Source organism: cyanobacterium endosymbiont of Epithemia clementina EcSB, assembly GCF_029919255.1.
GTDB lineage: Bacteria > Cyanobacteriota > Cyanobacteriia > Cyanobacteriales > Microcystaceae > Rippkaea.
Genome location: NZ_CP123991.1, coordinates 1,230,408 through 1,253,613, shown reverse-complemented (window position 1 = coordinate 1,253,613; position 23,206 = coordinate 1,230,408). Strand labels below are relative to the sequence as shown.

The window sequence follows — 23,206 nt, the reverse complement described above, 5'->3', positions numbered from 1 at the left end:
CCATTCCTTTTGATTGAGCAGCTTTCAAAGTCATTACAGCTGTAGCTTTATGGAACGGTAAATTATCAGCGATAACATAAGCCCCAGCAAACAGTTTCGGATTAATACTTTCGTTATATGAGGTTAAAAAATTTATTTACTTGTTTGCTCTTCGAAAGTAAAAAGTACGAGGGGTATTTTGATAGTTATTAATCCGATTAAAGTAGTATTTTTTATTTGATTCTTTGGACATTGACTATAAATCTCGTTTTGCTTTTATCGCCGTGCTAATAATGATGAGCCGTAGCCGTATTTACACTAGTCTTGTCAAGCAATAAAGTCTAGAGAACTTAACTTCTTAAGTCGCATTCCGGTATTTGTGTGTCAAATATTGTATAATTATTAATTAGTACTAATTTAGTACTAATTAATAATTATTAGGAGTCGTTGAGGATCAATTTAAGATTGCATTCTTCTCTGATGTGGCTAAGGCTCTGAAGTCAGAGTTGTTTTATAACATCTTACCAGGCTGTAAACAGAAAACTAATAAATCAAATACTAGATTAGTTTAGCATTTGATTTGTCGGTTTTCTGTTTAGTTTCTAAGATTTTATCGAGTAGGGTTTTATTTACAATGAGAGTTAATAGATTTTAATTTCCTTGGTATACTTCGCATTTCTATTTAGTTAATAAAAAATTATTTAGTGATTACTTTTGGTATTAATAAATATAAAACTCAACACTCATTAGCAGTGACAGCTTTAATACTAACGTTATTTCCTGCTAAAAATCCTTCATTGACAGGAGATTCGATCAGTGTGACCCAAGAATTGTATTGATTATCGAGAATACGCTGTTTTAACATAAGAACTGAGTCACACTTAGAGGTACTATCCACCAGTATAACGCAATGTTCATTAATGTCTATTTGCTTTTGCAGTAAACGCAAACAGTCAATGACTAAATTGGGGGTACGATAGTTAATGATAACTATAGCTAGACCTATTTGTTTAGAGAAGTTCTCATATTTTTTTAAAAAATTATTGGTTGACATAACATGACTAAAATTATTAGTTGTAAGTCTTTAGGAAAACGACCGGTTTATGATATTGGAGTTGTTCAAGATCATAATTTTGTCTTGGCTAACGGCGCAGTTGCATCTAACTGCTTTAATAAATCTCACTCCACTGCTTATGCTTATATAACCTATCAAACCGCTTATTTAAAAGCAAATTATCCTGTTGAATACATGACGGCTTTATTGACGGCTAGTAGTGACAATCAAGATAAGGTAGAAAAGTACCGAGAAAATTCTCAAAAGATGGGAATCCATGTTAATCCTCCTGATATTAATCGTTCTCAAAAAGATTTTACTCCTATTGGGGATAACATTCTATTTGGATTATCGGCGGTTAAGAATTTAGGAGAAGGAACTATTGATAACATATTAAAAGCTAGAAATAAAGAAGGAGATTTTAAATCCCTGTCCGATTTTTGCTGTCGTGTTGACTTACGAGTAGTCAACAGACGAGCCTTAGAAACTTTAATCTATTGTGGAGCATTTGATAAAGTACAAGCCAATCGAAATCAATTAATAAATGATCTTGACTTGATTATTTCTTGGGCACAAAAACGAGCTAAAGAAAAAGAAACTGGACAATTAAATATCTTTGATATGCTAGGAAATGATATCCAGAATAATGCCAACAATCAGTCTAAATTTGAGCAGGAACCCAGCTCTCCTTCTATAGCTGATTTTTCCTTACCTAAACGACTTAAATTAGAAAAAGAACATTTAGGTTTTTATGTTTCTGATCATCCTTTAAAATTAGTTAAAAAAGCAGCTCAAATTTTATCCCCAGTTAATTTGAGTGAATTAGAGAATCAAAGATACAAATCTAAAGTTAGTGCTGTTGTGATGGTTAATGAGGTCAAAAAGATAGTGACTAAAACTGGAAAAGAGATGGCATTTCTAACATTAGAGGATATTTCAGGACAATCAGAAGGGGTAGTTTTTTCTGATGTTTATGAACGCATTAAAGAACTATTGATTGAAGATAACCATCTGATTATTTGGGGTAAGGTTGACCGTCGAGATGATAAAGTTCAACTCATTATTGAAAATGGAGAAGTTATAGAAAATGTAAAACTACTAATAGTTAAATTAACTCTTCAGCAAGCAGTTAATAAAAATTCTCAACAGAATTTAAAAAGAATTCTTCAGGAAAATTCTAGAGATAAAACAAAAGCTAAAATTCCAGTTATTGCCATTATTAGTATTGGAGATCAACAAAAGTTTATCCGTTTCGGTCAAAATTATTGGGTACAAAATGAATTTAGGGCCATTTCTTCTCTTGAGAATGCTGAATTTCTTGTTTACACTAGCTCTTTAATGTCTGTAGCTCAGTGAATTGAATTTTATAGTCTCAGTTCTGCTCAACATTACGCATTACACATCATGGACTTAAATCCTAAAAAGTTAGGACATACAAGCAAAGGTTGTCTACATAACCTATTAATTGAGTCGGCGAAGGCGGGCTTTGTTTTTGTAGAATTAGAATTTAATCTTTTATTAGTTTTTAATTTAGCGCAGTGAATGCACTCTAACTCTAATTTTAGGGAAAGGACTAGAGAAATTAAATAAGTTTTTTTCTCTCCATTGAGAGTCAGTTATGATAAGGTCGCTCGTCGCACAAGTTGAAGCTCTAAATTTTTTTATTTCTCTATACTTAGTAAGTAGTGGAAGTTATTTGAGTCACATATTTCTATGCATATGGATCATCTGAAATGGAATAATAAGCAGTTTAGCTTGAATAGGTATAAACTAACAAAGTGGTTAAAAAAGAGTAATTGCTAGACATCAGACTTTCTAAAAGTTCAGCTAGCATGATTATAAAAACAAGAACTATCAAAGTTAACTTGCACCTAAATAAAAATCTCCTAGAATGAGAACAAGCTCAGAAATATCTGATTTATCTATCAAAGAATGAAAATTAAAAGAATTTGTAGATTGAGTGAAACTATCAGCAATTAAAACGATAAAAACAATTGCCGAATTAATTGCTTAATAAAAAAATCGTAAGTATTTTTAAGAAATAAAATCAAATAAAAGAGAAATGACATAAAATAGAAGCTTATGTAATTGTCGTAAGTATATTTAAAGATGAACATAATTTAGCTGAAGCAGTTAACCAAATCTTTTATTGGAAAATTTATTATTAATAATAAATTAAAGCGATATAAATTATCTTTTAGTTGCTTTTTTATATAAAAAAATGAATATTTATTTATAGCTATCTACTTAAGTGGATTATTTTTTTAGAAAAAAAATTTTATCTTACCACTTCTGATTTTTATATTTAGTTTTTTTAGTGATGAGTATAACCTACCCAGGTTAAATATCTCAAAAATATAACTTTATTAAAGTTATATTTTTGAGATAAAAATTAAGGAAAATTTATGTATATATTTTTATTATTTAAAACTTGATATTGTTATTAATTTGTAAAATTTTAAGTTAATGAGAATCATTTAACTTTTATAAGTTATGTTTTTTTATATTTATTTAAGGTTACAGACGAGTAGAAAGTGTCCAAGATAAGTTATTTATACTAAAAATTAGAAAAGATTATAAAGAAGGCAATGTAATATGACTCTCAGTCCTGAAATCATGACATCCGTGGAACAATTAGGATATCGCGTTACTGTTGGAGATGTCGCTACCCAAGCAGGACTCGAACTGAATGTAGCACAACAGGGGTTGCTAGCTTTAGCTTCCGATAGCGGAGGACATTTACAAGTAGCTAAATCTGGTGACATCATCTATCTTTTTCCACAAAATTTTAAGACAATTATCCGTAATAAATACTGGAAACTGCGCTTCAAAGAAACCTTGAAAAAAATATGGAATGCTCTTTTTTATTTAATTCGTATTTCTTTTGGAGTAATTCTGATTGCTTCTGTCGTTTTGATGATGATTACTATTGGTATGATTATTGTTGCTATTAGTTCTAATAGTGAAAGAGATAGAGATTCTCAAGAAAGTAGAGGTCCAGGTTATGGAGGCAATTTTATTTTTCTTCCAAATTTTTCCGATTTATTTTGGGTTTTTTATCCTGATCACAATTATAGTCTTCATCGAGATAAATCGTATCAAAGTTCTGAAAAAAATCAGCAAGAAAGCGATCTTAATTTCCTAGAAGCTATTTTTTCATTTCTCTTCGGTGAAGGTAATCCTAATTACGACTTGGAAGAATCTCGTTGGCGAGAAATTGGGTCAGTAATTCGTAATAATAAAGGAGCAATTATTGCTCAACAAATTTCTCCTTATCTCGATAAGATAACTCAATACGACGAAGATAGTGAAGATTATATGTTGCCTATTTTAACGAGATTTAACGGTTATCCTAAAGTCTCCCCCCAAGGAGAAATAATATATTATTTCCCTGAGTTACAAGTAACAGCTCAACTCCATAAAAAGCGTTTAGTTACTAGCTACTTAAAAGAAAAATCTTATTACTTTAGTCGAGCTAGTAGCAGACAAATTATGTTAGCAATTGGGTTAGGAGTATTAAATTTTATTCTCGCTCTAGTTTTAGGATATTTAATTAAAGATCCTAAATTAATAAATCAAATGACTGGATTAGTATCCTTTGCTAGTTCTATTTATTGGATATTATTAGTCTATGCAATAGCCTTCCTAGGAATTCCTTTGATTCGCCACTTCTGGATTCAGTGGCGTAATAACAGAATCGAATACCGTAATATGATTCGGCAAAAAAGAGCAGAAAATTTATTGCAACCAAATGAAAGCCTACAGCAAAAAATAAAATATGCTTGTGAGTTTGCAGCAGAAAAATTAATCACTGAAGCCGATATTAGCTATACGACTGAAAAGGATGTTTTAGAACAAGAATTTGAACGTTAAGAGCAAGTTTATTAAGAGTAGTAAAAACAGTTTGAATCTAATCAACGACTGCAATATCAGTAATATAACTTAGTCTGTAATCTACGAATGGTCATTGTAACCTTTGTGTTATCTTTACGATAACTTCTAGCCGCCTTTAATCAAAAAAGGCTAACCCATATTCTTATGCAAGACAAATCCACTTTACAACAATTCAATATTATTGTTGATGATTGCTAAATAAGGACAATGTTAATAAGCGGTTTATTTAGCGAAAAAGTTCATATTTTGCTCTTTATAGAAGTATTTATGTATATTGAACATTACCAGAGATAAAATAGTTAGAAAATAGGGCTTATGAACAAGTACGAAATAACCGCTCCAGTCAGTTTAGAATAAAAAGAGATAAGTTATCAGTATTCTTACTTTTTCGGCTGTTGTGATGTACAAACTTATTACCCCAATTCAGTGACCGTTAATAGGAATCGAGTCCATCAATAATTTTTCTTTATTATTAATTTATTTATCTTAATCCTTCAATCAACAATTCTATCAGAATAGATGTATAAAAAAATTATTGTATTTTTTATAAATTAAAAATTAGAGATCAACAGTTGTTAGCCCTTCATGAGCTTATTCCTGACTTTCTGTTAAGAATAAGTTTGATACTTTTGTAAGGTGGATAAGCTTTCAGACATGTCTTAATTACTTAAAATAGCTATTATAGTTGTCTATACCTATAATTTTAAGCTTTTTTATAAACAGTATTTTAGCGATATATTTAAGTTAATTAATTTACAATTTTTACACTAAAAAATAAACTTCATCAGTAAAATTTGTCTAACGGTATGAATAGAATGATCTACCAACTTAACTCCAGACTTGTTTATCGGTTTGGGGATTAAGACTACAATTAAAATTGATTAACTTGTGTTCATCTGTATCAAAACTATTATCTAAATAGGTTGTTTTTCCGTTGCTAAACTACAACATATTTTTTGAAATTCAACGACATCTTTCAAACTAGATATTTTTCATGAATTATCAGTAGTGAAATTTTTTATTTTTTCTAAAGTGACTGGAAGTCACCAAAAGGTATTTTTCTCCTTAACTTTAATAGTTAATCTAGAATTTTAAATTTTAAATATAGGAAACACTAGGACTTATTTAACATAAAAATATAAGCTTTTTCCAAAAAAAACGTAGATTTAAAATAATTTATCAAAGGTTATGGGCAAACACAAACCAGAATATTAACAAACAATGAAGGATTGGCACAAGCTTGTTCTTTATCAACAAAATAAGCAGCTATTCAATGGACAAAAGTTATTTAATCGGTGGAGTTAGATATAGTAACAAAAATCAAAAATAAAAAAATAGATAATGAAGTTATTCTAAATGATATTTAGAAAACCAGTTCCCAATACACAACTCCAGAGACTCTTAAATAGTCATGAATTAATTGTTTTTGTTCTCTTTGCAATGGTGATGCCTGATCTTCTAAAATTAGCTAATCTTATTTATCCTAAGCCATTGAGTCAAAGTTACCGCTCTTATTCTAGGATTTTAAAGGAGATCTCGTCCGCTCTACTAACTTGACAGTAATCGTCTTTCATTAAGAATTTCAACGCAGAGATGCTTTTCTTTGTTCTTAAATTACTTAACACTTCTGCTAACCATTGGTGAATTAACCAGCCTACAGAATTACTGTAATCCGTATTTAAAGTACGGATTACAGTAATTCGTAAATTTTCTTAATATGCATCTTGTAAAAAATATTTTAAGCATTTTATTAAAATCTTAGAGTATTTATATGTAGTTATGTGTAGTCTCTCTTTAAAAAATGAGAATTACTAACGGATTTAAAGCTAAATTTAAGTGTTTTAAAAGTACACAATAGTGGATGACAAATATCTATAAATCATTAATCAATTAAGATATGTCTAATTTCTTTCTAAGAAGAAATTCAGCAATTTTTAAGTCAATTGGAGTTGTTACTTTCAAGTTTGTTTCTTCCCCATCTACGATTTTTACAGGTAACTTGCATTTTTCAAATAAAGCTGAATCATCGGTTACTTTCCAATCTGAAATACGTCCTTTTTCATGACATTTTTTTAGGAGTTTAACATCAAATCCTTGAGGAGTTTGAGCTGCCCACAATTGAGATCTATTTGGGCTATTTTGAACAAATTTATGCTGATCAACAACTTTAATGGTGTCCCTAACGGGAATAGCTGTAATTAATCCTTGACAGGTTAATAACTCCTCAGCACAACGATCAAACAGTTCTGGAGTAACTAAACATCTTGCTCCATCATGGATTAAAATTCTTTGTACCTCTATGGATAAAGCTTGTAGCCCATTATAAACTGATTGTTGACGAGTCTTGCCTCCTTGGATTAATTCCACTGGTTTAGTCACAGAAAGATTTGCAAGAATTTCCTGAAAACTAGGAAAGTCATAAGATTTACCGATAATACCGATCCAGCAAATTTTCTCAGATGCTTCAGCCGCCAGAAGTGTCCAAGTTAATAAAGGTTTTCCTAAGAGACTAAGGAGAAGTTTGTTTTGATCGCTTCCCATTCGTTTTCCCAATCCTGCTGCCGGAATTAATAAATGCATTCTTTCATAAGAGAACGATATATTTATAAATAGTATATTATTTTAAATACACTTTGATCACTTAAAATGATCACGTTAACTTAATGAGCGATTAACTGTTATGCCTAAACCAAAAAAGTTAATTTCTAATGAACAAGTGATGGAGATTTTGAATCGCTGCGGAGGCTCATTAAATATAGTTATCATAAGTCGTATTAGGGGTGATATTAATCAAGCAATTCTAAGGAAGGCCTTGGATTTAGTTCAATTTAATTATCCATATCTAGATTATCGAATTGTAGGAACTTTAGATAATCTACATTTTACTTCTAACAAAACTTATAAAATCCCTTTAAATACTCTTTACCATGAGCAACATATTCCTTTAAAAAGTCTCATTTTGAAAGAATTAAACACTCCCTTGGAAAGCAATAAGTATTTATTGAGATGTCTATTAATTTTAGATAAACAAAAACCTGAGATAAAATATCTGATCACGACCATACATCATGCCATATCGGATGGCTTATCATCTGTGAGACTTCAAGCAGAGATATTCAATTATTGTCAAATCATTGCTTCAGAACAAAATTTAGAATTAAAACCTAATTTATCTCTAGTATCTACCCCCTTATCCTTAGATAATTCCTTTCTTCAATGGATTAAAAATCAAATATGTATAATTAATAGTGTTTGTTTTTTAGGTATGCTTAAAACTAAAATGTTTATCTATCAGATAGAATCATTGAAATCTGAAAAAAATGTAGCTATCGAGTTACGTAGCTGTGGAATAACTCAGCGATATTTAGCTCCAGAAAATACAAGAAAATTAATTAAATTATGTAAATTAGAAAATACAACAGTTCACGGAGCTTTATGTTCAGCTATGTTGATTGCAGTTGCTAATAAGCTCAGGAAAGATAAATCAAGAAAAATTAATATTTCCTGTGCTTCTTATGTAGATTTACGGCGAAGAATTAAGCCAGAAATTGCCCCTGAAAACATGGGAATGTTTACCTCGTTTTTAACATCTTTTCATACTCTAAAATCAGAGATATTATTTTGGGGTTTAGCAAGAGATGTTACTCGACAAATCAATAAAGGTTTAAAGCGAAAAGATATGTTCAAACCTTTATTTTTCCTTCGAAAAATTGTAGAAAATTTCTTGGCAAATCCTGAAACAACTTTTGCGACAATTTCTGTTACTAATATCGGCAGAATTAAGATTCCTGAAGCTAAAGGGATATTAACCTTAGAAGAAATTAGTTTTGTTCCGTCTAATGTTGTTTTTAATAGAATTTTTACGGTTGCTGTTGCAACATTTAATGAAAAAATGAGTCTTAACTTTACTGTTTCCCAACCTTCTATTAGTCAAGAAACCTTAGAATTACTAGCTGATGATGTAATTTATTCTTTAACTGAAGTATGTAATGGTACAAGTGACTAAACTTAACTTGATTAGAATAAACTGGAAATTTTGTTTACAATAAAATGGTAGATTCTCTTCCGATCCATTATGTCTATATATCTTACAAGCAAGTTCAAGGTTCGTTAAGGAGTGATCGCATAACTCATTTATAAAAATCGATTTCTATAGAGAACATAGATAACAGTTAAGGCTGGTTCTCTCTAATTCAGGTGCGATTTTGGGTCATGAGTCCATACTTTTAGTTTTAAGTTAGGGGGTGTTTGAGCTAACCTGTTAATGAGTAACCATAATATTTTTCTTTGTCTAAAACAAAATTTTAAGTTTCTTATAAAGTTTTACTGAGAGATATTTACATAAATAAGAATTTATACTCAAGTCATGACGAACTAAAATAGTAAAGCAGTAATTATGATTACAAATTCTATATTATGGCTACAACAGATACTAAAACTCCATCTCTAACCGATCAACAGACTTATCTCAACGAAATTCCCAATGATGTAGAAATGTCCTTGTTTGATCATCTTGAGGAATTGCGTCAACGTATTTTTTATGGATTAATTGCAGTTGTTATCGGAATAATTGGCTGTTTTATCTTTGTAAAACCTTTAGTGCAATGGTTGCAAGTTCCTGCTAAAGATGTTGAATTTTTACAATTAGCTCCAGGAGAATTCTTTTTTGTATCGATCAAAGTTGCTGGATATAGTGGATTCTTGATATCTAGTCCCTTTCTTATCTACCAAATTCTTCAATTTATTTTACCTGGTTTAACCCGTCGAGAGCGTCGTTTATTAGGTCCTGTCGTCTTAGGATCAAGTGTTTTATTTTTAGTTGGATTAGCCTTTGCTTATTGGGCATTGATTCCCGCTGCTTTACAGTTTTTTATCAATTATGGAGCTGATATCGTTGCACAGTCCTGGTCAATTGATCGTTATTTTGAGTTTATTTTACTATTGATGTTTAGTACTGGACTTGCTTTTCAAATTCCTATTATTCAGTTAATTTTAGGATTTCTTGGAATCGTTTCTTCGAAACGAATGCTTAAAGGATGGCGTGTAATTGTTCTAGGTTCTGTTATTTTGGGGGCTGTTTTAACTCCTTCCACCGATCCGTTAACTCAATCTTTGTTAGCTGCTGCTGTGTTAGGGCTATATTTCAGTGGAATTGGAATGTTGAAGTTAACAGGAAATTGATAGTCGATTCCCAGTTTTGAAATGTGGTTACTTGTTAATTTTTAGTTAGGTAAAAATTACTCAATTTTTTATAGGATTGATATTAAAAATCAATTATTTCTAATTGATTTTAGCTACAGACGATAAAATTACTTTATAAGTTACATAAGGGAATAGATTTCAGAATTGCTAATTTAAAAGTAATAAAAAAAGTAGTAAAAATTCTAGTTGCTGTTTCTATATAAGCTAAGCGAGTTTGAGATGAAATAATTGATTTATTAACTGTTGATCAATCTACTAAAAATAACGTTACAAGGCAAGAATATAATAATGGTCTAGTCATGAACGATGGAGAAGGTTTGAAAACACAATATTGTTATTTAACACAGAGAAGTTTTCTTATAGAACCGAATAATGAAGTTAAACCAAGAACTCCTTTAAGATTAGTCGGAGTATAGGAAGCATAATTTACGCTTAAACTTGTTAAATTATGGCAAGAACTTTCTTGAAAAAACAAATTTTTGTGAACTTCTAAGCCTTGGTATGTTGGGTGTATTTTTATGGAGGATTAAAAGGAGATATGGTATTTTTCAGCCTCATAAACCCTACTAAAAAGATTTTCAAACAATAATAGAACACGATTAAGAACTATTATCACAATCGAGTAAGTTATGTCGGACAAAAAATAGTCAATAAAACTAGATTTTCCCGGAAGTTTGGTGAGTTAGATATCAACCAAAAAGAGGATTATAATTCCTAATTATACTGAGTAAAACTGAGTAAAAAATTGAAAATAGTTTCATAAAAAAATAGGTTGAGTTAGTTAATTTAAGTGTTTTTTTATTACATTAATCTAAAATCCATTCAGAAGTTTTTTCTCCTAAATCTAGGGAAATACTGATTACTTTACCAAGACGGGGGCGATCATTAGTTTGCTCTAAATAAGTGATAATCTGCTCTGTACTTCCCCAAGCTGTTAGATAACTCGCTACAGTGTCCAAATGGTTAAAATACTCAGTTTGAGACATAGGAAAAGAAGCTTGTTCAAGGTATTTCCACATCACCTGACAAAAAATTCTCCCCTTGACTTTTCGTAACTGGATATCATAAGACCTGCCCCATTTACTGAATAGCAGTGTGTGTAATTCTTGTCCAGTCATTATCTCCTCTCGTACACAAGTTAAACTCCTTTTTTTATCATAACTGAGATTTATAACTTCAATCATGAAATATCGCGCTTCTTCAACCCATTGTGGTACTTTCTCAACCGGAGAATATAAATCATTCTGTTGCGCTATCTGTAACTCCATAACTTGTCAGTGTAAACAGGGTGCAAGAGTCTGGGATAAATCGGTCGACGGATGCAAGACCTGTATATAAATAGAACAACCCAACTACAGTCATATCTCACTCTAGATATACAGTCGAAGTATACTAATTTTATCCATTTACTAATATTCTTGATGTAAAGGTATAATTCATTGACTAAAGTTTATTTAAGTTGAGTACTATCGGCTCATTTAAATAAATCTTGAGTGGTTAAAGTTATTTAAATTTTAAAATCATCTAGTTTAAGGAAAATTAAATTAGATGATTTTTTGCCTTCCAATAACTAGCTATCAGAAATGACATCAAAGGTTATAATTATGAACTTCTACCAATTTTTGTCAGTAAGAATCAATGCCTTTTAAATCCTCTTATTATTAACCTTCAATGTCAAAGATACTTTTCCATTGTTTCAATTTGTATGAACTGAGTAATTGTTATTTACAAGAACTGTGTATACTCTTTTTTTGTAGTATTTTTTAGGGTTATCTGTATTTATATTTAATTTTTATTTCACTCGTATAGATTCTTTTTCTTTAGTACACAGACTAATTTTTATTTTTTTAGAAATTTAGTACTTTTATTTGAGAGATTGCCAAGCTTTAAAAAAGTTAATTTGATTTTTAACTTTTTTAAAATCTTAGATAATTGTTTGCTATCATATTCTTCGGAGCATATTTAAAACTATTTAATATCTTTGTCTATTCACATTTTTTCTTTCGCTTCTCAAAAAAGTACGTAATAAATAATTCATTTATAAATTATTTTTGTAGCTGTATTTTTTAATAGATAGTTTGACACAAAAAAACTTTTTAAAAGTTTTTTTTTTACATCTTAAGTCAAATACTTTTGAGATAGTATTCCTATTTTGGATAAGCTGGTATCTAGAAACCGCTCTTTTAAAAACACTTTTCTATTTTAGATCTTTTTAAAAACACTTATTTAATCAGACTTTCTATATTATTTTAGAACTCCATTTTCAAAAAAAAATTAACTATTTTAAAATTAATTTGCTAAATTTTTATCATTACGTCTATCGGATTCTTTTGGACAAATACAGTAACAGTAGAAAGATCTGTCAGTTAGTTTCAGAAAAGTTCTACCGACAGTTTAGTCATCTTTACCTAAAATTTTAATTAATATTTGACAATGACGAGGACGTAGATGAGCCAAATATCTTTGCTGCTTGAGGCTTTCGACTATTACTTTCTTTCCTCACCTCCTAATTTATGGAATGAAAATTTACATAATGTAAATAAATATCACAGGTAATTAACATGATTTAATCTGGTTGAGGCTACCCATAGCGAAAGACTAGCCCTAGCTTATCCAATCATACCTCATTTAACATTAGCTAGTAGAGAGAAGGGACAAGGTTAGATTGTAGCAATAACTATTTTAAAAATTGTTCTCTTTATGAAGTTTATTTATCCTGATGTCAGATCCGAGTTTAAAGCGTTTTTTTATAAGTCCATAGACCTAAACTTTAGCCAGCAAGTTTGTGAAATCTTTTCCATAATCTATTATTTTTATGAGTTACTCACTTGTTTTTAGATAAAAATATTGAGGGATAATCTGTATTTTTTCCCAAGCAGTAATTGCATGATAAAGCTTTTCTGCCATTACCTTATTAGATTCTTCAGTTAGATGAATAGTGTCCGAGAACATCGGAGTGGGAAAAGAAGAATTACTCTGGTAAAAATTAACGACTTTTACATTTTTTGGAAATGCTTTAGCTAAGTTTTGACTGGCTTTCACCAATTCACCATAAGCTTGAGGAAAGTCCTCAAGATAATTCTTTCCCAAATGATTGCGGATAGCCTTTTCTTCAGCTGAAAGTTGATCCACACTACGAGAGGTTATTTCTGGTTGAATGGCTAACACAACAGGAATTTCCCATCGTGCAGATAACTGAACTAACTGTTTATGGTTTTCTCTATAACGGTCAACCCGACGTTTCAATTCTTCAATATCGTTAGGTAAATAGGACTTGAGAGATTTACCATCATTATTGACAGCTAAACTGGTTTGGTCTAAAGAAACAGAAGACTGAGGAGTAAAAGAATTGAATGTTTTTACTAATGCTGTACTTCCTAACCATTGATCAAAAGAAAAATCTAAAGAATCACGAAAATAACCCTTGGCATCAGCTAAAAACTCGTCAATATGGGGAATATCAGCTTTAGGGCGACTACTTTCTAACATCAAATCTTCATAACCATCTAATACCACAATTAAATCTGGTTGATAAGGTAGAATTCCCAGCGCTAATTTAGCTAGTTGATTTCCTGAAGTATATCCTGGAACCGCGGCGTTAATAACCCGATAGTCACCCTCACGAATCTTGGGAGGTAACTTTGTTAATTCTCTTCTCGTGGGGGCAAAGAAAGGGAAAACATCAGGACGGTATTGAGCCGGAGAACTTTTTTGTTGTTTAACTCGTTGTTTAAGACGGGCTTCAAGGTAATGGCTAATGGTAGCCTGATTATTAGTATTTAACTGTCCAAAAGCGGTAGACCCCCCTAAAATAAAAATCCTAATTTCATTCTTCGGTTTTGCTAAGGGTAGAGGATCATTATCCCGTACCCCTTGTTCATTGATTTGCCAAAATTCACTTTGTTGAGGACTTATGAGTTCATAACCCAGGGTAGAACTGCGCTTAACTACTAAATCTCCTCCGTCAGTCAATCCTTCTATTGGTTGTTTATTTGCGGTCAGGAAGTTAAGCTGATAGGCTTTTATTAAAGGCGACTTACCATCCATATTGTTGTCTTTACCTGTTACTCCTAAATAAGCTTGAGCTAAAAACTCCGAAAGGATAATTAAGACAGGGCAAGCAAGGAGCAGCCAAAACAAAGAAATTTTAGGAAAGCGATTGGGCTTTTTACTGTAGAAATTGTTGGAATAGGAATTGTAAGGGCGAGTTTTCTTAAGTAAATTCAACATTTAAAAATTTTCCTCTAAGAAACAGGAGCATAAATTTGGTGATTGAACCTTAGCATTGGAGCAGGGTCAGAATCGAGCATATAATCTAGAGTGTCTTGGTTAAAATTCAGTTAGAATTGTCGTTCTAAGATATTTGGGTGAATCTAATGGTATACAGATTGCTGTTTGTCTGTCTTGGTAACATTTGTCGCTCTCCGGCAGCGGAGAACATTATGAACCACCTAATCAAAGAAGCGGATTTAGAGGAGCAGATTATTTGCGATTCGGCAGGGACATCAAGTTACCATATTGGCACTGCCCCAGATCGTAGAATGAAATCTGCTGTACTTAGTCGGGGAATTGAGTTTCGGGGCAGGGCTAGGCAATTTGATTGGTTCGACTTTAAACAGTTTGACCTGATTTTAGCAATGGATCAGGAAAATTATCAAAATATTTTAGCTCTTGATTCCCAAGGAGTGTATAAGAATAAAGTGCGCTTGATATGTGAATTTATGACAAAATATCCCGAAAAACAAATTCTCGACCCTTATTATGGTGGTCAAGCAGAGTTTGATAAAGTAATTGATTTATTATTAGATGCTTGTATGGGATTATTAGAAGAAATTCGTCTAAATCATCTTTATTCTTAATAATTATCACTAATAAGTTTTCCTAAACCTAATCATAATTAGGCGATACAATAGTCAAGGCAGTTCCCATATCTTGGATTTTTATCTGATATGCCTCTGCAAGCAATAATCAGTATGTAAGTGAGCCGTTCCAGAATTATCTAAATTATATGGATAATATCACAATCAATAAAACGATTACTATCAATTCCTATCTTATTCAATAAATAGGACTCAACTTAGACTGTTGGGTGATGGCCCATTGTAGTTCATCAATTAGGGTTAATGTCTCTGATTGGTGATTATATTAAAACTGTAATAGGGTTTGATTTAAGGTGACTCTTGAGTATCATTGGCAGCAACAATTTGATCAAGAGTCTTTCTCTTTTCCAAAAACTGAGGAAGAGTATCCCAAAGTTTTAACTGTTGGGTTTCTTCGGACAAGTTATTCCTCCTCTCTTCGATTATGTATAAGTAAAAAGATATTTTTACCAAAAATTAGACACTCCGTTTAGAAATAGAATTAACCCTTTGGAGTGCGCTTCATAAAAGAAGAAAAGAAGTTAACTTTCTAGGTTACAGCAGAAATTTAATACGAATACTTTTCTAAACAATTACATAGGTTTTATGAAATAGGTCAGCCATTATTGCGGCCTTTACGTTCTGACATATATCGAGTAAAGTAATTCCACAACATTTTAAAGTTTTTAACAAAACTTGATTACTCATAAGACTTTAATTTCTCTTAAGACATATGAAACGATTATCTCCGGGATTAGCCCTAACGAGTGTTAGCTTGCTCCTATCTGTATTTTGTAACAATATGGTTGAAGCGTCGGGAGACTCAAACGGTAGGATGAAATTTTCTCCCAATACCTCTAACCGATATAAACTAAAAACCCCTCAAATATCTACAGGTTATATTTGGCCAACTCAAGGGCGAATGACTTCCGGTTTTGGAATACGCTACGGCAATATGCACGAAGGAATTGACATTGCAGGACCAATGGGAACTCCGATTTTTGCGGCAGCCACCGGGGTAGTGATTTCAGCCGGATGGAATTCTCAAGGCTACGGAATTTTGGTAAAATTACGCCATCCTGACGGTAGCATCAGTTTTTATGGACACAATCGTCGACTTTTAGTTCGTCGCGGACAACAAGTTGAACAAGGACAACAAATTGCTGAGATGGGAAGTACTGGCAATAGCACTGGGCCCCATTTACATTTTGAAATCCACCCTCAGGGTAGAACAGCAGTTGATCCTATTGCCTTTTTACCTGAACCTGATGGGGTCACTAATGTTCGCAGAAATACTCGTACTCGTCCTTCACGGTTAGAAGTTCCTAATAGTACATTGCCTAGAATGAGCGACAGAGAATGGCGAGCTGAGGACTAGAATTTTGGGTGAATAATTGTATTGGAATGGAATTGATCGATTGTCGTTTCAAAATAGGTCAGTAGCTCTAAATAAAAATTAGAACATGGATGATTAGGACATGGATGAGTCCTCTATGTCATTTTTTTGTTTTCATTCTCAGCTATTTTGGTTAAAATTTACGGATTTTTTCGGGACTTAATTTGAATTTTCTTTTTTTAAAAAAAACCTGGATAATTGTTAGCTCTCATAAGTTTATGTCTTCTTTGTTGACAGTTTTTCTATTTCCTTAATAGTTTCTAACATAGTGTTGTTTATTTATGTTTAACTACTTACTCAAAAATCGATTTAGTAAGGCTCTGAAGATAACTTATTAATCAAATTAAAAGCGGTCTTCCTATCATAAGATATTTGGAAAATTTTCTTTGGAGGAGGTTATATTTGTCTCATCCTAGTAGTGTTGTGGTTGGTTCAGTTACAGTTACTTATTTTTTAATGACCAAAAACAAAAGACTCGAAATTGTCTTCCATCCCCAGCTTATACTCAGTTTATTGCGTATCTAGAGCAGTCTCTGAAGGTTATTAATAGAAAACCTAACCCTCAAACTTCAGTTAAGTCTAATAATCAAGTATCTATCCGTCATAGGAATCTTCCTCAGAAACGGCATCACCTCTAACTACTTCCCTGCTTTCTGTCACTCCTATTTCTATTCCAAATCGATTACCAACTTCTCCGACTCAGGTTTGTGTCTCACAATAATATTGGGTTGGGGGAGCACTTTATAATTGATCAAGTCCGGTGGCAATTTCATCAGGACTGACTTCCATAAAAAATTCTGGACATGAATTAGTGAGATTACTCAAATAAGGCGCATCATCCTTGTGTTGTCTTTACTCAATAATGGGATTAGCCGGTGTTTCTCCTTTGAAGAGTCTATTGGAATAAGTATTTGGATATTGATAGAAGTAAAAAATTAGAAAGTAGTTATTTATCCTAACGGGCAAACACGCTATCTTGAAGTAGAACAGAAATTTAAAATTAGTTAATAGTTGTATGAATATTTTTGAAAATCTTAGTCAATTTCTCGAAACACAACTTGAAGAATTCCTCGGAAATAATCCTCATCTAGAGTTACAAGCTCTTCTAGAACAACTACGAGAACAGGAAAAAGAAACGCTAAGATTAATTATTGAATTAGAAAAACAAAAAAAACACTTAGAAAATGATATTTTGACCGTAGCTCAAGATATTCAACGGTGGCACCAAAGAATTGCTAAAGCTAAGGCAGTTGGACGTTTAGATTTAGCAGAACCTGCCCAACAAAGAAAAGCTGCTTTATTGCGTCAAGGAAATCAGCTTTGGGGACAAATGCAAGGAGCAAAACAACAAATCACTAAAACTAAAGAATTACTTCGTCAAATTCAAAAACGTAAACAGGAGGTTCAAACCCAAGTTAAACAAGCTCAAACGGCTTACGCCAAGGAAAATTACAGTAATATTGGTTGGAATCAAGGGATTAATTACTATTCCTACAATAAGGCGACTGATCCCCTGGAAGTCGAATTTCAGAAATGGGAACTTGATGATGAGTTAAATAGATTGAAAGAAGATCTTTAGACTCAGACAGTTTTTGTTCAAAGATGCATATTCAAAGATGCATAATTGTAACTTTTCTAGTCTAGCTCTGAAAAAAATCATAGTAAAAAAAACTGAAAGTATTGTTTGATAAGCTTCTTAAGACTTTAAAGACTTAGTTTTTATCAAAGTGAAGCTCTTGTAGTTATATAACGATTTCATAATAAGAGTGTTGGGAGTTGTTGGTTACTGGTTACTGATATGTCATTCTCAGTCTAAAAAAGTCATAATTACTTCTTCCTACAAAGAAGAAAATGAAAAGATGGGGAAATTATTTTCGGATTTTTCCATGAAGGTAGGCACTAAGACTTTCAAAAAGTACCAATTAAGCAATACTTCCTCGTTTTCTAACCTCTTTATAAGATGTTCCAACGTTTTGTAATCCAGCACGGATCATTTGTTGTTCGAGTAGAGTAAAGAATCTGACGCGATCACCCCCTCTAATAACAGCTTGGTTATGGGCCTCAGATAAAGCAATGGGGTAACCATACCCTTTACTAACCTGGCCTAAGAGAATACCTAAAGCCTGTTCTAATAATGGTTTATCTTCTACAACCCAAGCGGGCACTTCCACTCGGGCAATTTCTGATCCCAGATTAACGTAACAAAAATAAATCTGTTGTGTTTCATCATATAATTCTAGAATTCTTTGAGAACTACGCCATAAAGGACCTCGTTGGCCAGGTTCTAAAAATTGCCCCCAAAGATTTATATCCCGCAAAGGTTCTATTATTTGACAAGGTAAATTTTTTTCTTCTGAGTCTCCACAATTGGTAAAACAATTTGGGGTATTAAAAGGACAAGTGTGTAACCGTAAAAAGTTTATACTTTCCACACTACGAGATGCGCTTAAATAACCTACTATAGGAATTCGTGATTTCTGTAACTGTTCCCAAGCTGTTAGGATTGGGGGTAAAATGTGGTCTTGCGCTCCTTTAGGTAATCCGTCTAAAAACCAGTAAATCAACGAACCGTCCATCATTGCTAAATTAGGTTCTTGATGCGCTCCTGGGTGGTTAACCCAATGACAGGCCATATCGGCAAGAATTTCTGCTTCCAAAACACTGCGACGATATCCTATCCATTCTTCTGTTCGAATTCCCCATTGTTTGGAAATATAAATATCTTCTGGACGATAATAAACTTCAGGTAAACTGTCAAGTAAAGGATGTAAATTTTGTCCATAATGAAGCATCACACGTCCCACATTTATTAAATAACAATACGCGATTTCATGGTGAGAAGGGGAGATTTCAGAACCATCAGTGGCAAAAACACTATGACTATAGGGAGGTGAGGTCAAGTTAATTCGGGTATGTAGAGGTTCGATAGGAATAGCTACCGAAAAAGTTAGGCAATGACGCCACTTCTCACATTTTTTAATTAATTCAGCTTCTTTATCGTATATTTTTTGTAAGATTTTTTGTGCTTTTTCTAACCGTCCATAACTAGCATCCACTTCTTGTCGAAAATGTTGACTAATTTTAGGTATTTTTTTAGCAAGTTTAGCAATATCAAGCATCTTTATAGTTTAAATGAATATTTAATAAACTGATTAATATTTCTTTTAAAAGAAGTCAAAAAAATATGCTCCTATCTATATTTACTTTCAGTTGTCCATGTTCTATTATAATTCCATAAGTGCGAACAAAAAAGTCAATAAATTATGTTAGATATATTATGATAAAAGAGTTTTTTGTCAGAGGGTAAAGCATAACCTACTTCTTTCACTTTCAGAGTAACTTATTAAAATCAAGAAACTATGTTACTTAGCTGTATCGGAATATTCCTTTAAAAATAATTTGATTTAATTTTAAGAATCTCAGTTGCATCATATAAAATGCAAGTTTAACAGACAACATCTTTAAGACAAAAAATATGTTTTATTGACATCAATAAAAACATATTTAAGTTGAATCGAACAAAGATTTATTTCTAATAATTAGAGGTGCTAAACTAATTACAAAAAAAATTATATTTAATTCATTGTTTATAGAGTAGATCAATATTTTACTTACCATGAAAGTGATAATAACAAGCTACCAAGCAAAAATATATATACAGTTAATTATGTATTGTGACCGTATGAGTTCAGCTATTGTTTGGTTTTATCTAACAAATAACCACACTATTACTTGAATTAAAGATGGTTATCAATAATTTTTAAATTAAGTAAATCAGTTTTTGAGAAAGAGAATATGCTTAACTTTAAACATAAACCAAGCTGATTAACTAGTACATGTTTGAATAGAGATTTAGATAAGAATTTATTCACAAAATCTTTAAGTTTTTATTGCTTTATATCTGAGTTAATTACATAAGTTAATCTATCACTAGATCTGTATAAAATGAGCTTATTAAATCCAATTAAATAGGCTTTATAAAGAAAGTATTTTAACTTTAATAACAACTTTAACAACAGTTTCTTAGTTTTATCCTAAGTTAAATAACTGTCAGTTGCTTTAACTTTGTTAGATAAATTAGATCAAGGTTGACAAGTCTTAATACTCATAAGAAACAATAATTATTTAGTTCTGAACTTAATTATCTCCTATTTAAGAAAATAAATGTTACTCTTCTAGACTCGTTTTGCAAGATTTTTAATCTTATAAAAACTTCATTTTTATAAAAAAAGTTTTTATAGTTACAGAATAGACTTAAAATAAGAGTTATAGAAGTTATTAACTGCTAATTGAACACACTTAGTTTGGAAGAGTCATAACTGTAACCTTGAAGACAAATCATGTTAGAATTGAAGTCTTATGGGTAATCAAAAGCAACCAATCAAAATTATTAGTAACAATCGCAAAGCCCGTTTTCTTTATGAAATTTTAGAAACCTACGAGGCGGGCATTGCATTGGCAGGAACAGAGGTTAAGTCCATTCGAGCAGGTAAAGTTAACCTAGGTGATGGCTATGCGTTAATTCAGAAAGGGGCAGCGTGGTTACTTAATGTTAATATTTCTCCTTATCAGGCTAGTAGTCAATATTTTAATCATGAGCCTTGCCGGAGTCGGAAATTGTTGTTACACCGTAAGGAAATTAATCAGTTAATCGGAAAAATTGAACAAAAAGGCTTGACTTTAGTTCCCCTAAAAATGTACCTCAAAGGAAGTTTAGTTAAAGTGAGTTTAGGGTTAGGACGAGGGAAGAAACTTCATGACAAACGGGAAACCGTCAAACGCCGTCAGGATGAAAGGGAAATATCACGGGCAATGAAACAATGTTAAGTATTAACAAAAAAAATGTCAGTGTGTTTGTGTAGTACTTTTAATACCATATCTAGCTAGAAATCAATGTTGAACCTAACTTGAATTTCTTCTTGAAATTTTCATCTTTTTTCCCCTCTCACAAGGAATTAGCATATTAACATAATTCAATGTCTAAAAGTAGACTTTGTTGGTTATTCTAGACTGGCTGTGACAAAATTGTAATAATCAAGTAAAAAACAATACATTCATAAAAATAATTTTAGAAGTTACTAGCTACTAATTGATTATACATAAGTCTAGAAGAAATACTTTTTTGGGTTATACAGATGAGTTGTTACCACCATTCACTATTAGTAGCTTTTCCCATTTGCCTGATGTATTGTTTTCTAGAGTCTACTCTAATGAGCCTAGATGATTTGTGAAAAAATAGATAGAACAGTCTTAAGATAATTATCACAGCTCATGGAGAATAGTTTAATGGAGAATTGTTTAGAAATTTTGATTAGAAAAAATAAAGACCCTAGCAAAATAGAATGAGTATTGTCCATAGAAATCTCTTTTTTAGGTTAAAAATATTGAAAATATATGCTTATTATAGAAATTAGTCCTGAATACATTAGTAAGTAAAGATAAACTTGTTTAAAAATTAAATAAAAAGATTATAACTAAACTAAAAATAATTTTAAAGTTATCTAAAAAATAGAGATAAGCAAGAACTAGTAAATTAGCTAAGAGCTAAAAACTATTGTAGTTTATTGCAATCAAGATATTGTTTACTGTCTGAATGAAGAGGATTTTATCCTTTTTTTATCATTAAATAAGTTCAGAAATACAGAAATTTTTATAGGAGTAAGGTGTTAATATCTAGTTTAGATTATGGTATATATAATATACTTAAATATATATTTAAGATTAAAAATATATCTATCACAATAGAAGTTATCGTTAAAATAAATCTATGTAGATGTGTCAATGCAGTCAAAAAAATATAATAAAAATTATTAAATAATATTAATATATTAATATTAAAAATATCTCCCAAGAAAATAAAGTGAGTAAACAAAAAATAAAAATAATTTTATTTGAACAATATTTATTTATTAAAAAATAAATAAATCAGCAGGGTTAATAGCTTTCTGCTTCGTATCTTTGTTAATTTACCAATAATAATAATAATAACTTCTTGATAAAATGTTCCCAATCAGAGTAATAATAACTCCTTGATTAGTTTACGATATTGTTTTAGGTAACAAAGAATACTATAAAATTTTTCAAGTTTTATATGGATGGAGTAACCCTCATCCTTTTAGATGTAACTATGGTTTTATGATAGGTTATCAATGGAAATTGATATTAGAATTAAAGGTAATATCTCTTCTTATTTAAAAACTAAATAAAATAATTTCATCTAATTAATTTCCATTTTTACTCTATTCTAGAGTTAGTAACTTTTTGCATATAAAAATAAGTTTTCACACTAATTGGGCATAGGAGTTATCGCTTTGAGATAGAAGGATTCGGAAACGCTATGTTTTTAATTATATTAGTTCACATCGCATCATTTGATTTGATTTACTAATGGCTTAAAATTGAAAGTTCATGAACATAAACCATCAAAAAACTAGAATGAATTAAGATACTAAAATTTTACCGGGTTTATTTAAGATCATTCTACTTATTTTTTCATCTAGGCCATAGATAAAATCTAATTTTAACTTTCATCATTATTAATATTTTTCCTTTTGTCTTAATTTATTAGTTTTTTTTGAAACTCAACTTATTTTTGTAAATGTTTTTTAAACCCTAGATAATTCTTGGCTATCAATAAGCTTTTTTATGTTTTTTAAATAGCTATTTAAGATATTTTATATCTTTGCCGTAATACTTCTATTCCTTAAATAATTTATTTAAAAACTGTTCTTACAATTAAATTCTCTTACAGTCTCACCAAATCTGCAATTTCTTCAACTCTTTTTGCTCTTTATTCTTGGCCATCACTTTGCATTTTTACGG

Annotated in this window: 13 protein-coding genes; 8 read left to right on the top strand and 5 right to left on the bottom strand. The window is 31.1% G+C overall.

What is annotated here, in order from left to right; all coding sequences use genetic code 11:
• Window positions 1-715: 715 nt before the first annotated feature.
• Window positions 716-1,033 (bottom strand): glycosyltransferase family 2 protein, encoded by a 318-nt coding sequence (locus tag P3F56_RS04130; protein ID WP_281153516.1) that lies wholly within the window; start codon window positions 1,031-1,033, stop codon window positions 716-718.
• A gap of 3 nt (window positions 1,034-1,036) precedes the next feature.
• Between P3F56_RS04130 and P3F56_RS04125 the strand changes: the two genes are divergently transcribed.
• Window positions 1,037-2,389, top strand: coding sequence for a helix-hairpin-helix domain-containing protein (locus P3F56_RS04125; RefSeq protein ID WP_281153515.1), 1,353 nt, complete (start codon window positions 1,037-1,039; stop codon window positions 2,387-2,389).
• A 1,239-nt stretch (window positions 2,390-3,628) separates the two neighbouring features.
• Window positions 3,629-4,906: a hypothetical protein gene (locus tag P3F56_RS04120; RefSeq protein ID WP_281153514.1), complete on the top strand. Its 1,278-nt coding sequence runs from the start codon at window positions 3,629-3,631 to the stop codon at window positions 4,904-4,906.
• A 1,911-nt stretch (window positions 4,907-6,817) separates the two neighbouring features.
• On the opposite strand, the gene ispD is transcribed toward P3F56_RS04120, so the two are convergent.
• Complete coding sequence (gene ispD / locus P3F56_RS04115) at window positions 6,818-7,507, bottom strand: 2-C-methyl-D-erythritol 4-phosphate cytidylyltransferase (protein WP_281153513.1); 690 nt, start codon at window positions 7,505-7,507, stop codon at window positions 6,818-6,820.
• A 100-nt stretch (window positions 7,508-7,607) separates the two neighbouring features.
• On the opposite strand from ispD, the gene P3F56_RS04110 reads away from it, so the two are divergent.
• On the top strand, window positions 7,608-8,933 hold the full coding sequence (locus P3F56_RS04110) for a phthiocerol/phthiodiolone dimycocerosyl transferase family protein (RefSeq protein WP_281153512.1): 1,326 nt from the start codon (window positions 7,608-7,610) through the stop codon (window positions 8,931-8,933).
• A gap of 410 nt (window positions 8,934-9,343) precedes the next feature.
• Window positions 9,344-10,108, top strand: coding sequence for a twin-arginine translocase subunit TatC (gene tatC, locus P3F56_RS04105; RefSeq protein WP_281153511.1), 765 nt, complete (start codon window positions 9,344-9,346; stop codon window positions 10,106-10,108).
• Between the two features lie 827 nt (window positions 10,109-10,935).
• On the opposite strand, the gene P3F56_RS04100 is transcribed toward tatC, so the two are convergent.
• The gene (locus P3F56_RS04100) at window positions 10,936-11,247 is read right to left on the bottom strand and encodes a DUF3067 family protein (protein WP_281153710.1); all 312 of its coding nucleotides are present in this window, start codon (window positions 11,245-11,247) and stop codon (window positions 10,936-10,938) included.
• A gap of 1,702 nt (window positions 11,248-12,949) precedes the next feature.
• Window positions 12,950-14,359 carry an SGNH/GDSL hydrolase family protein gene (locus P3F56_RS04095; RefSeq protein ID WP_281153510.1) on the bottom strand — a complete coding sequence of 470 codons (1,410 nt, stop codon included), beginning with the start codon at window positions 14,357-14,359 and terminating at the stop codon, window positions 12,950-12,952.
• 146 nt (window positions 14,360-14,505) lie between these two features.
• On the opposite strand from P3F56_RS04095, the gene P3F56_RS04090 reads away from it, so the two are divergent.
• The 3 genes from P3F56_RS04090 (at window position 14,506) to P3F56_RS04080 (ending at window position 17,963) form a co-directional block, all read left to right on the top strand.
• The gene (locus P3F56_RS04090; protein ID WP_281153509.1) at window positions 14,506-14,988 is read left to right on the top strand and encodes a low molecular weight protein-tyrosine-phosphatase; all 483 of its coding nucleotides are present in this window, start codon (window positions 14,506-14,508) and stop codon (window positions 14,986-14,988) included.
• A 733-nt stretch (window positions 14,989-15,721) separates the two neighbouring features.
• The gene (locus P3F56_RS04085) at window positions 15,722-16,366 is read left to right on the top strand and encodes a M23 family metallopeptidase (protein ID WP_281153508.1); all 645 of its coding nucleotides are present in this window, start codon (window positions 15,722-15,724) and stop codon (window positions 16,364-16,366) included.
• A 1,033-nt stretch (window positions 16,367-17,399) separates the two neighbouring features.
• Window positions 17,400-17,963, top strand: a complete 564-nt coding sequence (locus tag P3F56_RS04080; RefSeq protein WP_281153507.1) for a TIGR04376 family protein — start codon at window positions 17,400-17,402, stop codon at window positions 17,961-17,963.
• A 343-nt stretch (window positions 17,964-18,306) separates the two neighbouring features.
• On the opposite strand, the gene P3F56_RS04075 is transcribed toward P3F56_RS04080, so the two are convergent.
• Window positions 18,307-19,503, bottom strand: a complete 1,197-nt coding sequence (locus tag P3F56_RS04075) for a DNA double-strand break repair nuclease NurA (protein ID WP_281153506.1) — start codon at window positions 19,501-19,503, stop codon at window positions 18,307-18,309.
• Window positions 19,504-20,743: 1,240 nt separating this feature from the next.
• On the opposite strand from P3F56_RS04075, the gene smpB reads away from it, so the two are divergent.
• Window positions 20,744-21,211: an SsrA-binding protein SmpB gene (smpB, locus tag P3F56_RS04070; protein WP_281153505.1), complete on the top strand. Its 468-nt coding sequence runs from the start codon at window positions 20,744-20,746 to the stop codon at window positions 21,209-21,211.
• The last annotated feature ends 1,995 nt before the right edge of the window (window positions 21,212-23,206 follow it).

Bases quoted from the DNA above. Each gene is read 5' to 3' on its own strand.
- P3F56_RS04130 (WP_281153516.1), bottom strand. From the start codon at position 1,033: ATGTCAACCAATAATTTTTTAAAAAAATATGAGAACTTCTCTAAACAA.
- P3F56_RS04125 (WP_281153515.1), top strand. From the start codon at position 1,037: ATGACTAAAATTATTAGTTGTAAGTCTTTAGGAAAACGACCGGTTTAT.
- P3F56_RS04120 (WP_281153514.1), top strand. From the start codon at position 3,629: ATGACTCTCAGTCCTGAAATCATGACATCCGTGGAACAATTAGGATAT.
- ispD (WP_281153513.1), bottom strand. From the start codon at position 7,507: ATGCATTTATTAATTCCGGCAGCAGGATTGGGAAAACGAATGGGAAGC.
- P3F56_RS04110 (WP_281153512.1), top strand. From the start codon at position 7,608: ATGCCTAAACCAAAAAAGTTAATTTCTAATGAACAAGTGATGGAGATT.
- tatC (WP_281153511.1), top strand. From the start codon at position 9,344: ATGGCTACAACAGATACTAAAACTCCATCTCTAACCGATCAACAGACT.
- P3F56_RS04100 (WP_281153710.1), bottom strand. From the start codon at position 11,247: ATGACTGGACAAGAATTACACACACTGCTATTCAGTAAATGGGGCAGG.
- P3F56_RS04095 (WP_281153510.1), bottom strand. From the start codon at position 14,359: ATGTTGAATTTACTTAAGAAAACTCGCCCTTACAATTCCTATTCCAAC.
- P3F56_RS04090 (WP_281153509.1), top strand. From the start codon at position 14,506: ATGGTATACAGATTGCTGTTTGTCTGTCTTGGTAACATTTGTCGCTCT.
- P3F56_RS04085 (WP_281153508.1), top strand. From the start codon at position 15,722: ATGAAACGATTATCTCCGGGATTAGCCCTAACGAGTGTTAGCTTGCTC.
- P3F56_RS04080 (WP_281153507.1), top strand. From the start codon at position 17,400: ATGAATATTTTTGAAAATCTTAGTCAATTTCTCGAAACACAACTTGAA.
- P3F56_RS04075 (WP_281153506.1), bottom strand. From the start codon at position 19,503: ATGCTTGATATTGCTAAACTTGCTAAAAAAATACCTAAAATTAGTCAA.
- smpB (WP_281153505.1), top strand. From the start codon at position 20,744: ATGGGTAATCAAAAGCAACCAATCAAAATTATTAGTAACAATCGCAAA.